Origin of the sequence: Chryseobacterium gotjawalense, assembly GCF_030012525.1 — a bacterium.
GTDB lineage: Bacteria > Bacteroidota > Bacteroidia > Flavobacteriales > Weeksellaceae > Kaistella > Kaistella gotjawalense.
In genome coordinates this window covers 1,349,967-1,364,085 of sequence record NZ_CP124855.1, presented here as the reverse complement: position 1 = coordinate 1,364,085, position 14,119 = coordinate 1,349,967, and the positions used below count along the sequence as shown (strand labels likewise).

Here is a 14,119-nt window from a genome sequence, read left to right as displayed (position 1 = left end):
TCTTCAATGGAATCGGGTTCTGCTTTTATAACTACAGGCTCATTCTAAAGCCATTTGTCCTTTTCAGACATGTAATAAATCAGCGGAATGACAATCAGCGTGAGCAAAGTGGAAATAATGGCTCCAAATACCAGCGAAATTGCCAATCCCTGGAAAATTGGATCGAAGAGAATGACTACCGCTCCGATTACAACTGCTCCAGTAGTTAATAAAATTGGTGTTGTTCTTACCGCTCCAGCTTCAATAATGGCTTGTTTAATGGGTGTTCCTTCCTTCAGGCGGATTTCAATAAAATCAATGAGAAGAATCGAGTTTCTCACCATGATTCCTGCCAAAGCAATCATTCCGATAAACGAAGTTGCCGTAAAGAAAGCGCCTAATAACCAGTGTCCAAGCACGATGCCGATTAATGAAAGTGGAATTGGAATCATCATCAGAATCGGTGTTTTGAAGTTTTGAAACCAACCCACAATCAACATATAAATAATGATGATGACCACTAAAAACGCCGCTCCCAAATCCCGGAAAACCTCCAAAGTGATTTGCCATTCTCCGTCCCATTTCACGGTGTAATCGGATTCATCTTTCGGAGGATTCATGTACAGTTCATTCAATGAATATCCTGCCGGAAGTTGAATGTTTTTCAGTTTTTTATCCATTCCGAGAATCGCATAAGCCGGACTTTCTAATCCTCCAGCCATATCTGCAAGGATATAAACCACGCGTTTCTGGTCTTTTCGGTAAATTGATTTTTCTAAAGTTTCCCGCTGAACTTTCACCAAATCGCTTACGGGAACCATTCCGCTTTGACCTTTTATTTTCTGATCGGTAATGTCCGAAATACTGGTTTTATCGCCATCTTTTAATTTTATTACAATATCAACGGCGTCATTGGATTTTGGATCATATAAATTCCCGATGGAATGTTCGCCAATCAGATAAGTGAGGTTTCCTACAATTTGTTGTGGAACAATGCCGTTCAACATTGTTTTTTCTTTATCAGCCACAATTTTGAATTCCGTTTGTGGCGATTCTACCATCCAGTCCACATCCACAACATCATCCGTATTGATGAGGATTTTCTGAACTTCATTTGCAATTCTCACCTGCTCGTTATAATCCGGACCGTAAACTTCCGCAACAATGGTGGATAAAACCGGTGGTCCTGGCGGAACTTCTACAATTTTTACATTCGCACCGTATTTTTTCGCAATCCTGTGAATTTCTGGGCGAATGACTTTTGCAATATCGTGACTTTGCAGATTCCGGTCTTCTTTATGCAAAAGATTCACCTGAATATCCGCTGTATTGCTGCTTCCACGCATGTCGTAATGACGAACCAATCCATTAAAAGTAATGGGAGATGCCGACCCAATATAAGATTGATAATTCACCACTTCCGGCACGGTTTTCAGATATTGCGCGATGTCTTGTGTAGCTGCCGCAGTTCGTTCTAAAGTCGTTCCTTCGGGCATATCGATGACCACCTGAACTTCATTTTTGTTGTCAAACGGAAGCATTTTTACCGCCACCCATTTTGCACCAAAAGCCAACATGGAAATCATTAATAATATAAAAGTAACTCCGAGCATCGTCCATCTTTTTTTACCATTATCCAGCAATGGTTGCTCAATTTTTTTGTAAATTTTGTAGATGAAACCCGTTTCCAGACCCTGTTCTTCTTTATGTTCTTCAGAATCTTTTACTTTTAATAAATGGAATCCTAAATAAGGCGTAATCGTTAAAGCAATAAATAAAGAAAGTAACATCGCAATCGACGCTCCAATCGGCATTGGCGACATATAAGGTCCCATCATTCCGGAGACAAATGCCATCGGTAAAATCGCTGCAATTACCGTAAATGTTGCTAAAATTGTAGGATTTCCTACTTCATTAATGGCGAAAATTGCGGCTTGCTTGAACGGTAATTTCTTCATGTGAAAATGCCGGTGCATATTTTCTGCAATGATAATACTGTCATCAACAACGATTCCCACTACGAAAACCAGGGCGAAAAGCGTAATTCTATTGAGCGTATAACCCAACATATAATAGGAAAAAAGCGTTAAAGCAAAAGTTAAAGGAACCGATAGAAACACGACCAATCCGCCTCTCCATCCCATGGCAAGCATCACCAAAATGGTTACGGCAACAATGGCGATTCCCAAGTGTCCCATTAATTCTGAAACTTTATGAGACGCAGTTTCCCCGTAATTCCGGGTGACTTCTACATGAACATCATTGGGAATTAGAGTTTTCTTTAAAGTTTCTACTTTTGCTAAAATTTCCTCGGAAATATGCATTGCATCTGCACCTTTAACTTTCGAAACAGAAAGCGTTACCGCAGGATATTCTGATAAGAAACTCTTGCCTTTTTCGGTTGCGTTTCCATATCCGAAATTTACATAATTCGTGGAAGAGGAAGCACCGTCTTCAATTTTTGCTACCTGTTTCAAATAAACCGGCATATTTTGCGAAGTTCCGATCACGAGATTTCCCACCTCTTCGGCAGAACTTAAAAATTCTCCGGTGGTGAGTAAATATTCCTGATCGTTACTGGAGAAACTTCCGGATTGTGAACTTCCGTTATTCGCCAGAATCATCTGCATAATTCCCAATGCATCTACATTGGATTCTGCCATTTTATCTTTATCAACAATTACTTTTAACTGTCGGCTTCTTCCTCCAATCACGTTAGTTAAAGAAACATCTTTCACCTTTTTTATTTCAGATGAAAGTTCTTCTGTAATTTGTCTTAACTGAAAATCGTTATATTTTTCGCTCCAAAGCGTTAAACCCAACATAGGAACATCGTCGATGGAACGCGTTTTTATCAAAGGTTCATACACTCCTTTTGGGAAGATGTTTTTGTTCTTCATCATCTCATCGTAGAGTTTCACGTAAGAACGTTCGGTGTCTTCGCCCACGTAAAATTGTACGATAATCATGGCTTTTCCGTTCATTGCCATGCTGTGAACATGCTCTACACCTTTGATGTTGGAAATTATTTTTTCCAAAGGTTTCACCACACGGTTTTCTACTTCTGTGGGATTTGCACCGGGATAACCGACCATTACATCGGCCATAGGAACAATGATCTGCGGCTCTTCTTCTCTCGGTATTAAAGTGGAACTGTATGCGCCAATCACCATCAAAGCAACCATTAATAGAATGGTGAGTTTTGAATTGATAAAGACTTTGGCAATCTTTCCTGCTATTCCTTCTTGCATAATTTATTTTTTTTATTTAACAGTGTATCAATTTACCAGTGTAACAATCTTTAGTTATTCAATCGACCAATTTTTTTTAAGAAAAATATGGACAATTAATACTCATTATTGAATTGATTGGTAAATTATTACATTGATAAACTGTTACATTATTTTTTTACTTTCACTCCGTTGAAAAGTTTGCCTTGTGCAGAAATGATGTACGGTTCTTTTGCATTTAGACCAGATAAAATCTCTACCTGATCGCCTAAATCTTTTCCGGTTTTCACCCAACGAAGAATCGCAGTATTATTTGCGCTTACGGTATAAACTCCCGTTAATTGTCCGTTTTCTACCAAAGCAGATTTGGGAATCATCACACCTTCCTGGGAATCCTGATTCGTTTTTCCATTATTTTTAAAGGGGAATTGAACGTTCACAAACATTCCCGACAAGAGATTGGCACTGTTGGAGACATTCACCTTAACCAAGTATTGTCCACCTGTGTTTGCGGATGATCTGCTGATTTCCGCAACTGTTCCGCCGACTTCCTGATTAGTTGATTTCAAGGTGATTTTCACAGGCATTCCCTGTTTTATTAAAGTGATATTTTGCTCAGAAACCAATACCTGCGCCTTTAAAGCAGATGGAGATTCGATCGTCAGCAAAGGCATTCCCGGACTTGCCATATCGCCTTGTTCGGCATATTTTGCAGTAATGACTCCGGAAATGGGCGCGGTAATATTGGTGTATCTGTATTGTGCATTCACTTCACTTTTCATTGCTTGAGCCGCATCTAATCCTGCTTTTGTCATTTCGTAACGCGCTCTCATATCATCGAGTTCTTTTTGAGAAGCACTTTGACTTTTATATAAATTAGAAAAACGTTCGTAGTCTCTTTTAGCACTGTTGAAATTTGCCTGCGCCTGTGAAATCTGCGCGCCGGCCTGTCCGCCTTTTGCCTGAATGTCGGCGCTGTTGATGCTTACCAACAATTGTCCGGCGCTTACGTTTTGGCCCACTTCGGCTTTCATTCCGGTTATGTAGCCCATTATTCTGGTGCTTACATTTATGGAGTTTTTTGAGACTAATTTTCCGCTTGCGGTGGCAAAAGCACCTTCAGAGCTGGACCGGGACTGACTCACGGTTACTTCAATGGGTTTTTGCTGCAGGGTTGCGTCTTTTTCGTCTTCTGAACAACTTATCGTTAATCCTAATAAAAGGACGGAGTAAATTAATATTTTCATTGGATTTTTTTTTATTTTAAAAATTTAAAGTATTCAAGAGCTGAATTATATTCGAAAATCGCCTGCTGATGTTCCAGTTCTTTTTGGGACATTTGGGTTTCCGCGGAAAGTAAATCTGATGATTTCTCCAAACCCTGAGCATATCTGTTTTTTCTTATTCTATAAGCTTCTCCGCTTTGTTCCCAGGCTAATTTGGAAAGGGAAACTTTTCGGTCCGCATCTAAAACCTGGCGGTATGATTTATTGAGTTCTAGCTGATTCTGTTTTTGGTATTGCTGAATTTCAGTTTGTGCTTTGGATAAATCTGCGCGGTATTTTTCTTGTTCGCTTTTCGCTTTCAGGCCATCGAACACGTTCCAGGAAAGCTGCAGTCCGACCAAATATCCGTTGGCATCAAACTGATAGGGTTTATTGTCATAAAGTTCGAAACTTCCGAAGGCATTTAATTTGGGTAAGAATTTCGCTTTCGATGATTTGATGAGATAATGGTATGCTTCCATAGATTTCTCATACGCCTGCAAATCTTTTCTATCGATGTTGAGTTGGGGATTTTCTTCTAAAATATGTTCTTGATAAGAGAATTTCTCGGATGGTTTGAATACTTTGTTTTTAGAATCTTCATTTAGCAAAAAATAGAGATAATCCGAAGCGTTTCTCACATTGGATTTTGCATATTGGATCTGGTTTTCAATTTCAGAAACACGCACATCCATGTACAACACTTCTGATTTCTGAATCATGCCGTTTTTGTAATAATTGTCGATGACTTTTTTATTGGCAAGCGTAGTTTGTTGGGCTTCTTCCAGAACGTTGACCACTTTATACGCCATTTGCAGCTGGAGATACGCTTTATTCAAATCGAACTGAAGATATTCTTTGGTTCGTTCTGCTTTTATTTTTAAAACATCTACCTGAACTTCGCCCGCTTTTTTCCGATAAACGGCATCTTTATTAAAAATCGGTTGCTGAACTTCCAGTTTCGTGGCGAAATTGAAAATATTATCTGGATTGTTGAGTTTTGCCGGATCAAAATCCATCATCGTAATGCGCTCCTGATTCAGTTTTGAACCAAATGCCATCAATGGATTATTGGTGGAAATTCCCGTGTAAGAAGCGGTTACATTAGGCAAATACATCGCTCTGGTTTCCAGTAAACTTGCTTTTGCAGCATTCACTTCATCGTTGGCTAATTTTACCGATAAATTTTGTCCTTCAATTCGGGCTTCTAAATCTTTTTTAGAAATCTGAAGAGTATCCTGACCAAAAATTTGGGTAGAAATAAAGAGTAAAAACAATAATTTTTTCATAAATCTTAATTTGATGACAAAAGTAAGACTGTGAAAAATCCTGTACAGTGATGTTTATCACAAAGCCCATTAATAAAGAAATTTTGCTGGTTTCATATTGGATGAAAAAAACAAAACCCCGACTTCTCGAGGTTTTATTTCTATCATTGATAAGATGTGTTTTTAAAGAGTGACGATTGTAGTTTTCATTGTGACTTTCGACTTTATTGAATTGGAGATCAAGCAATGCTGCTCAGATTTTTGTAAAACACGTTCTGCTTTTTCACGGTCGCTTTCATTCGCAATGGTAACAGTTGGTTCCAAAATAACTTCTGTCATTAGGAATTTTCCTTCTATTTGCTCCAGTTTTCCGTGTGATTTGCACGTGAAACCTGTGAACTCTAATTTGGAATTTTCCGCGATAGATAAAAATGTGGTCATCAGGCAACTTGCAACTGCAGAAGTGAACAAATGTTCGGGAGACCAAATTCCTTCCACGCCTTTTGGGAATTGCGGTGGAGTAGCGATTTCTACGGTTGTGGAAAGTTCCGGTGAAGACATTTCTCCCTGCCGGTCTTTCGACCAGGTAATATCTACGTTATATAAATGAGGTTCCATTTTTTTAAATTTTACTGTTTAAACTTGCCCAACCGCCGCCGTTATGAACATCGGTATAGCCATTTTTTACAAGCAGCGTTTTTGCAGAAGCACTTCTCATTCCGGAAGCGCAACACGTGATGATGGTTTTGTTTTTGTCTTTCAATCTCGATAGATTTTTCAGAAGTTGATCTACAGGAATGTTGATGGAGTTTTTGATATGACCTCCGGCAAATTCCTCTTTGCTGCGTACATCCAAAATAATAGCTCCTTTTTTAATAAGGTCTGCGTAATCTGTTTTTTTGAATCCGAAAAGATGATTAATGGTGTCTAACATAATTTTGCGTTTTTGATTGATTTAATAATGCAAATTTAAGTCAGAGAAAATATGGCTACAGTAATCTATATCACAGAAGCTTAAATTTTTTACCGCAAAAGAAACAAAAGTTCAGGTTAAAAATTTAGTTATTCAAAAGTTTGCAGAAGCGCAATGATTATCGTTCCTACATTTGCTTTCTTTTGAAGTGATTAAAATCCAAATTTTTCTTTTGCCGCTTTTGCGGTAGAAAATTTTTCCTCCAATCACAGAAGTTCAATTTTATTTCGGGAAAGAATAAGGAGATGTTCCTTTTCCATCTGTTTCAGCACCCGGCTTGTTGCTTCGCGGGTAATGCCCAATTCATCAGCGAGTTGTTGATGGGTAACCGAAATTTCTTTGGACTTATATAACTGTACTTTTTGTTTGATAAGGTGTAAAAGCCGGGTATCTATTTTCTGGAAAGCAACTGAATTGACCACATCCAAAAGTTCTTCAAAACGTTTTTGGTACAGATCAAAAATAAACTCGGTCCAATCGGGATATTTTTTCACCCATTCTTTGGCTTTATCTGCAGGAATCAGCATGATATCTGCGTCTTCTTCTACGATGGCTTTGATTTTTGAAGTCTCATTTTTCATCCCTGAAAGAATGGAAACGATGCAGCTTTCCCCCGGAGTTAAATAATAGAGCAGGATTTCACGTCCATCTTCTTCGGTCCGGATTACTTTAATACTTCCGGAAATCACCACCGGAATATTTTTGATGTACGAATCCATATTCACGATAGTTTCGCCCGCTTTGAAATGATTCAGGTTGCCGGATTCTTCAATTTCTTTCACTAAATCTGACTGGAAAATATCTTTTAAAACCATGGCATAAAGTTAACAAAATTATCATTTCGTATTTGATATTATAACAATTTATGAGTTCTTACGGCTTTTAATCAGAAAAGTAGTTGTTTAATACGTTTTATATGCTTATATGGTTTTGCGGTTTCGCTATGGAATTCAGGTTTTTAGCGATTTTTAAGGAGTTTTTCAAAAAGAAATTGATTAAAAAGAGGTGATAATTAGTTAATTTTTATATTTTTGAAAATCTTAAAAAAAATATAAAATGTCAAATCTTTGGAGAACCAAACCTCTGAGCCAGCTTTTGTCAGAATCTGACGAGACTTCAGACGGATTGAAAAAAACATTGTCTTCCGCTTCGTTGGTGGCTTTGGGAATCGGTGCCATTATTGGTGCCGGATTATTCTCAATCACCGGGCTTGCGGCTGCTAACTACGCCGGGCCTGGAATCATGATTTCCTTTATTATCGCAGCTATTGGCTGTGCTTTTGCCGGATTGTGTTATGCAGAATTTGCCTCAATGATCCCTGTTGCAGGAAGTGCTTATACCTACTCGTATGCCACGATGGGTGAATTTATAGCATGGATTATCGGCTGGGATTTAGTCCTCGAATATGCGGTAGGAGCAGCCACTGTAGCCTCGAGCTGGTCGGGATATCTTGGAAAATTCTTTTCCAGTTTTGGGGTTTCACTGCCTAATAATTTAATGATGACGCCCTTTGACAATTATATAGTCGATGGTGTAGCTCACACAGGTTTAATCAATCTGCCTGCTGTTTTCATTGTAACCATTATGTCCTTGATTTTAATTAAAGGAACAAGCGAATCCGCATTTGTTAATACTTTAATTGTAATTCTTAAAGTTTCCATCGTTATTATCTTTATCGTTGTGGGGTGGAAATATGTAAAACCAGAAAACCTACAACCGCTAATTCCCGCCAATACTGGTAAATTTGGTGAATATGGCTGGTCTGGAATTATACGGGCGGCTGCCGTAGTCTTCTTTGCCTATATTGGTTTTGATGCAGTTTCAACCGCTGCACAGGAAACCAAAGATCCTAAAAAATCGATGCCGATCGGGATTATGGGATCGCTCATTATCTGTACCGTGCTGTATATTATTTTTGCTTACGTAATGGTAGGGGTAGTAAACTATAAAGCATTTACTGCCGGTGGTGGTGGCGATCATTTAGCGCCGGTTGCCATTGCAATTGAAGCGATGGGAAGTGTAGTGAACGGAACAATGGTTCCTGCATATCCCTGGTTGAATACCACGATTATCTTAGCGATTTTGTTGGGGTATTCATCGGTTATTTTGGTAATGTTGATGGGGCAAAGCCGTGTATTCTACTCCATGAGTAAAGATGGTTTGTTGCCAAAAGTTTTCAGCGAAGTTCATGCAAAATTCAGAACTCCTTATAAATCCAATCTTTTCTTCTTGGTTTTTGTGAGTTTGTTTGCGGCTTTCGTACCGGGAAGAGTTGTGGGTGAGATGACCAGTATTGGGACTTTATTTGCCTTTATTTTAGTTTGTGTAGGAGTATTGGTTTTAAGAAAAACACAACCCAATGCGCCGCGTGCGTTCAGAACGCCGCTGGTTCCGTTGATTCCGGTTTTAGGAATACTGGTGTGTCTGGGAATGATGGTTTTCTTACCGTTTGATACCTGGATCCGTTTGGTGTGTTGGATGATGATCGGTCTGGATGTTTATCTCTATCGTGGAATTAAAAACTCTATTTTAGGAAAACAAAACAGCACGACTGACGATCCGAAAAATTATTCTATAACTGCTATTTCCGGTTTTTTCTTAGTCGTACTTTTAGGAGTATTGGCTTATCTGCATCACCAGAATGCAGAAGTTGATGACAGTGGTCTGATCATGTTCTCTATAGGAATGCTTATTGTACACACTGTTTTATATGGATATTATTTCTTTAAATACAAAAAGTAAATATCAAAATATAACAATAGATTTCCCGTCATTTTTTGGAGGTCACTGAAAAACCCTATGATTTTTAGTTTATTCTTCTAATTTGGGTTACAAAGGAGAGCTTATTACGATGTTTAAAACTTTCGTAATAAGTTCTTTTCTTTTTTTGTGTATAAAATTTTTGTGGCTTTATGGTCTTGGATGTGTGCTCTGTGACGACTTTTGATAAATTACTGCTCAGATATCGTTCTTCTCTATATTAACTTCAGTATCCTCTTCAAATTAACTGCGAAAATAGCCATTGCTCCCTGCATTTGCATGTTTTCGATGCCGTAGGCAATCGCTCTGTTATAGCCGTGCACATTTTTAAGTTCGCTGTTTTTGGCTTCAATTTTATAGCGGTGTTTGGATCTTTCTTTGTAATAATCGCTTTCCTGAAAAGCCATTTGCTCCTGATGGAAATTTGATTTAATGGAGACTGAATAGGTTTTGGATTTCGCCCCGGCTTTGTAGCAGCCTTCGTTCAGTGGGCAAACCTTGCACTTTTCGATATCAAAATAATAAGTGTCAACCTGATTTTTCCCTTTGTTTTTCTTGCCCTGCCTAGCCTTGCGGATTGCCATGTGCCCGGCAGGACAAACAAAACGGTCAGCATCTTTATTATAGTCAAACTGATCTTCATCTTTTCGAAACCCCTGCGTGATGGCGGGATTCAGTCGGGCGACCACTTTGATGTTTTGTTCCTTTGCTAATTTCAGATTTTCTTTTCCGCTGTAAGCGGCATCGCCAATAATGGCATCTACCTCCATCCCGTTATCCTGGCTCATCTGCAATAATTTTGGAAGCTCCGGGCCATCACCCTTCTCTCCAGAAGTTACAACGGCTGCCGTGATAATGCGCTCTTCGCTCATGGCCAGATGCGTTTTGTATCCGAAAAAAGAACTGTCAGCGGATTTATGACCCGTTTTGGCGTCACCGTCTTTTGAAAAAACCAATTGCTCGTTGGTGTCTTCCATCATTTCTTTCAGAAGGTTTAGTTTCTCCTTTACGGCAGGGATCTCACAGACAGCGGGGTCGTTTTCAATACGTTTTTCGAGTTCTCTGCAATAATCCAATTCCTTGTTTAGATCATTATCGGTGTTTTTTGAAGGCATTTGAGTTTTAAATTCGTCATCAAACTGATAAACGGTTTTCCGAAGTAATTTTGAGCGTTCCCGCAATGCTTCTATCGTGGAAAAAGGGTTACTTCTGGACAGGGTATGCGTCGCGTCTACAATAATTGATCTGGATTTGATGATCCCTTTTTCAATGGCAATGCTCACAGTTTTGCCTATAAGTAAACTTAACAGATCGCTGTCTTTCAAACGCAGTTTTCTGAATTTTGTAAGCGAGCTGGGATTAATGACATTCTCCTCGGGAGTCATTCCCAAAAAATACTTGAACGACATATCATACCGGGAACGCTCCACCACATCTACATCAGAAACCGTATAAATACTTTTCAAAAGCAGGTATTTGAACATCCGCACAGGGCTTTCTGCATTACGACCGTTGCTTAAACAATATTTGTTCAAAAGCTCATCATAGATAAAAGAAAAATCAATAAGCTCATTAATTTTACGAAGAAGATTTTCTCTGGGAACAATTAAATCATATAATCCGGAATAGGAACTCAGTGCTAGTTTTTCTTGCTGTACCAACATATATTCTGCTTTTGAAATACGCCTTTAAGATACGAAAAAGGAGGGAAAACAAAACTGTTTTCCCTCCTTTGTTTATTATAAAGCACTTTTTCAGTGACCTCATTTTTTGGCGGGATTTTTTTTGGTCAAAACTTAAAATCCTAACTGTTTCCCAAATCGGATTTTTTTAGAGCTAAACCCCAGTTAGATTCATTTAATTATAATACTCGATGAAAATCTTAATTTTCCTTAATCTCTCAATGTTAAAAAGACACTCGCCTTTTTTTACTATTTTTGATTAAATTAAATCTCAATGAAAAAAGCTTTCGGTTTCGTGCTCTTTCTTTTATGCTTAAATTTTCTCTTTGCTCAAAAGGTGGAATTTCAAACGTTATTAAAAGATAATATCTCCATTCGTGCCTTGCAGATTTACGATGGAAAAGTATGGTATTCCGGAACAGATTCCAAATTCGGATATGTCAGTTTAAAGGATTCTGCGGATAAAAAGCAAATAAGATTGTCCGGTGAGAATTTGCAGTTTCGCACCTTAGCGCAGAATAATGCTTATTTTTACGCTATTAATATTGAAAGTCCTGCTTACTTTTTTAGAATTGATAAGTTGACGCTGAAACCGGAAGTGGTGCATACCGATAGCGCGAAAAACGCTTTTTATGACGCCCTGTATTTTCAAGGTAATTATTTTTATACTTTCAGCGATCCTGAAGAGAATTTAAAATTGAAATTTGCAAGATTCACCGGCAACGGAAATTTTAATATTAATTATCTTAATAAAGAGCTTTTGGATTTGAAAAAAGGAGAAGCTGCTTTTGCTGCAAGCAATACCAATATAGCTTCTTCCAAGAAAAATATTTGGATAGCGACAGGCGGAATGGTGTCCCGAATAATAAAGATGAATTTGAAAACAGGAAAAATTCATTTATTTGAAACACCATTTATTCAGGGGACTTCTTCCCAAGGAATCTACTCCATCGATTTCTATGATGAAAATTTCGGAATTGCTGTCGGCGGCGATTATACCAAACAAGCAGAAAATATTAATAATATCGCTACCACAAACGATGGCGGAAAAACGTGGCAGATTCAAGCTTCCGGCAAAAATGGCGGTTATAAAACCTGCGTAAAATTCCGTCCGAAATCGAAAGGAAAAGATATGATCGCAGTCGGTGATCAAAATATCGAATTTTCTAATGATTACGGCAAAACCTGGAAAACCATTTCAGAGGAAAAAGGATTGTATGTTTGCGAGTGGATTGATGAAAATACGGCTGTTTTTGCAGGAAAAAACAGGATTGTGAAGATGAAGTTCAGTAATGGTCTTTAGTCATTTTCAAACATTAGAAAACTGTCAAAACTCATCTGTACGATTTACAAGTTCTATTTCAGAATTCGACCACTCTTAAGTTATTTCGTATTTTTGCAAAATGAAATTTCAAAATGAATTTCATAAATATCCGTAAAAACCATACTTCCAAATGAATTCTTTAATCGATAAATATAATATTCCCGGACCGCGTTATACTTCTTATCCAACCGTTCCTTTTTGGGATGACGCCAGTTTTACCAGCGATCTTTGGCAGCAGTCTGTCTTGAGAACTTTTAATGAAACCAATGATTCCGAAGGGATCTCCATTTATATTCACTTGCCGTTTTGTGAGCAGTTGTGTACGTTTTGTGCCTGTCACAAAAGAATTACCAAGCAACATTCTGTAGAAACTCCGTATCTGGAAACGGTTCTGAAAGAGTGGGATTTATATGTGAAATTATTTGGCCGAACTCCCAAAATCAAAGAACTCCATTTAGGTGGCGGAACACCCACTTTCTTTTCTCCAGAAAATTTAAGAATTCTATTGGAAGGGATTTTTGCCAAAGCAGAAATCGCCGAGCATCCGGAATTCTCTTTTGAAGGACATCCGAATAATACGACCAGAGAGCATTTGCAGACTTTATATGATTTAGGTTTCCGAAGAGCCAGTTTCGGGGTGCAGGATTATGATCTTCAGGTTCAGAAAGCGATCAACAGAATTCAGCCTTTTGAAAATGTAAAAAAGGTGACCGAAATGGCGCGTGAAATCGGTTACAAAGGCGTTTCTCACGATTTGGTGTTTGGTTTGCCATTTCACACTTGGGAAAAAATGGAATATACAATTCGCAAAACTTTGGAATTAAAACCGGACCGCTTAGCATTTTATTCTTACGCCCATGTTCCCTGGATTAAAGGAGTTGGACAAAGAGGTTTCGACGAAAACGATTTGCCAAGCGGTGAAGAAAAAAGAAAACTCTATACCAACGGAAAAAAACTGTTGGAAGAATTAGGCTATATCGAAGTAGGAATGGATCACTTCGCTTTGGAACACGATGACCTTTATCAATCGATGGTTTCCGGCGATATTCACCGAAATTTTATGGGATATTCGTCCAGCAAAACCCAGTTAATGATTGGTTTGGGAATGTCGGCAATTTCAGATTCCTGGTATGCTTTTGCCCAAAATAATAAAAGTGTAGAGGAGTATCAGAAAATCGTAGAAGAAGGAATTATTCCTGTGGTAAAAGGACATGTCTTGAATCAGGAAGATTTAATCATCAGAAAACATATTCTGAATTTAATGTGCCGTCTGGAAACTTCCTGGGATTTGCAAACTGCTTTCCCCGAAATCGAAAATGCGCTGGAAGCCTTAAAAGAAATGGAAACCGATGGCTTGGTAGAAATTGCTGACAATACCATTAAAATAACCGAAAAAGGCCGCGCTTTTACCCGAAATGTAGCGATGACTTTTGATTTAAGAATGATGCGGAACAAACCCGAAACAAGGATTTTTTCGATGACCATATAATTTTGATATTAAAATAAAAATAGAAAGCGGCCTGAAAAAGTCGCTTTTTTCGTTACGTGAAAATTAAAAGTTTCGATTTTTGTTTTTTTAGATGTTTTATTATTGTCGCATCTCCGCATTTTCGAGCCGATTATCATTATCTTTACGAA

The 14,119-nt window shown here is 38.3% G+C and carries 10 protein-coding genes; 3 read left to right on the top strand and 7 right to left on the bottom strand.

Features of this window, described 5'->3' with window-relative positions:
* Positions 1-44: 44 nt before the first annotated feature.
* The 6 genes from QGN23_RS06235 to QGN23_RS06210 form a co-directional block, all read right to left on the bottom strand.
* The gene (locus tag QGN23_RS06235) at positions 45-3,230 is read right to left on the bottom strand and encodes an efflux RND transporter permease subunit (RefSeq protein WP_282906133.1); all 3,186 of its coding nucleotides are present in this window, start codon (positions 3,228-3,230) and stop codon (positions 45-47) included.
* A gap of 149 nt (positions 3,231-3,379) precedes the next feature.
* Entirely contained in the window at positions 3,380-4,456 is a 1,077-nt protein-coding gene (locus tag QGN23_RS06230; protein WP_282906132.1) for an efflux RND transporter periplasmic adaptor subunit, read from the bottom strand.
* Positions 4,457-4,467: 11 nt separating this feature from the next.
* A complete protein-coding gene (locus QGN23_RS06225; RefSeq protein WP_282906131.1) occupies positions 4,468-5,763 on the bottom strand; it encodes a TolC family protein in 1,296 nt (431 codons plus the stop codon).
* Positions 5,764-5,925: 162 nt separating this feature from the next.
* Complete coding sequence (locus QGN23_RS06220) at positions 5,926-6,360, bottom strand: OsmC family protein (protein WP_282906130.1); 435 nt, start codon at positions 6,358-6,360, stop codon at positions 5,926-5,928.
* Positions 6,361-6,364: 4 nt separating this feature from the next.
* Positions 6,365-6,676 (bottom strand): rhodanese-like domain-containing protein, encoded by a 312-nt coding sequence (locus tag QGN23_RS06215; RefSeq protein ID WP_282906129.1) that lies wholly within the window; start codon positions 6,674-6,676, stop codon positions 6,365-6,367.
* 245 nt (positions 6,677-6,921) lie between these two features.
* Entirely contained in the window at positions 6,922-7,530 is a 609-nt protein-coding gene (locus QGN23_RS06210) for a Crp/Fnr family transcriptional regulator (RefSeq protein ID WP_282906128.1), read from the bottom strand.
* 241 nt (positions 7,531-7,771) lie between these two features.
* Here QGN23_RS06210 and QGN23_RS06205 point away from each other — a divergent pair, with 241 nt between their 5' ends.
* Positions 7,772-9,457 carry an amino acid permease gene (locus QGN23_RS06205; RefSeq protein WP_282906127.1) on the top strand — a complete coding sequence of 562 codons (1,686 nt, stop codon included), beginning with the start codon at positions 7,772-7,774 and terminating at the stop codon, positions 9,455-9,457.
* A 233-nt stretch (positions 9,458-9,690) separates the two neighbouring features.
* Here QGN23_RS06205 and QGN23_RS06200 read toward each other — a convergent pair whose 3' ends face one another.
* On the bottom strand, positions 9,691-11,139 hold the full coding sequence (locus tag QGN23_RS06200; protein ID WP_282904574.1) for an IS1182 family transposase: 1,449 nt from the start codon (positions 11,137-11,139) through the stop codon (positions 9,691-9,693).
* 292 nt (positions 11,140-11,431) lie between these two features.
* Here QGN23_RS06200 and QGN23_RS06195 point away from each other — a divergent pair, with 292 nt between their 5' ends.
* Together QGN23_RS06195 and hemN are read left to right on the top strand one after the other, a co-directional pair.
* Positions 11,432-12,460 carry a WD40/YVTN/BNR-like repeat-containing protein gene (locus QGN23_RS06195; RefSeq protein ID WP_282906126.1) on the top strand — a complete coding sequence of 343 codons (1,029 nt, stop codon included), beginning with the start codon at positions 11,432-11,434 and terminating at the stop codon, positions 12,458-12,460.
* A gap of 151 nt (positions 12,461-12,611) precedes the next feature.
* A complete protein-coding gene (hemN, locus tag QGN23_RS06190) occupies positions 12,612-13,970 on the top strand; it encodes an oxygen-independent coproporphyrinogen III oxidase (protein WP_282906125.1) in 1,359 nt (452 codons plus the stop codon).
* Positions 13,971-14,119 lie beyond the last annotated feature (149 nt).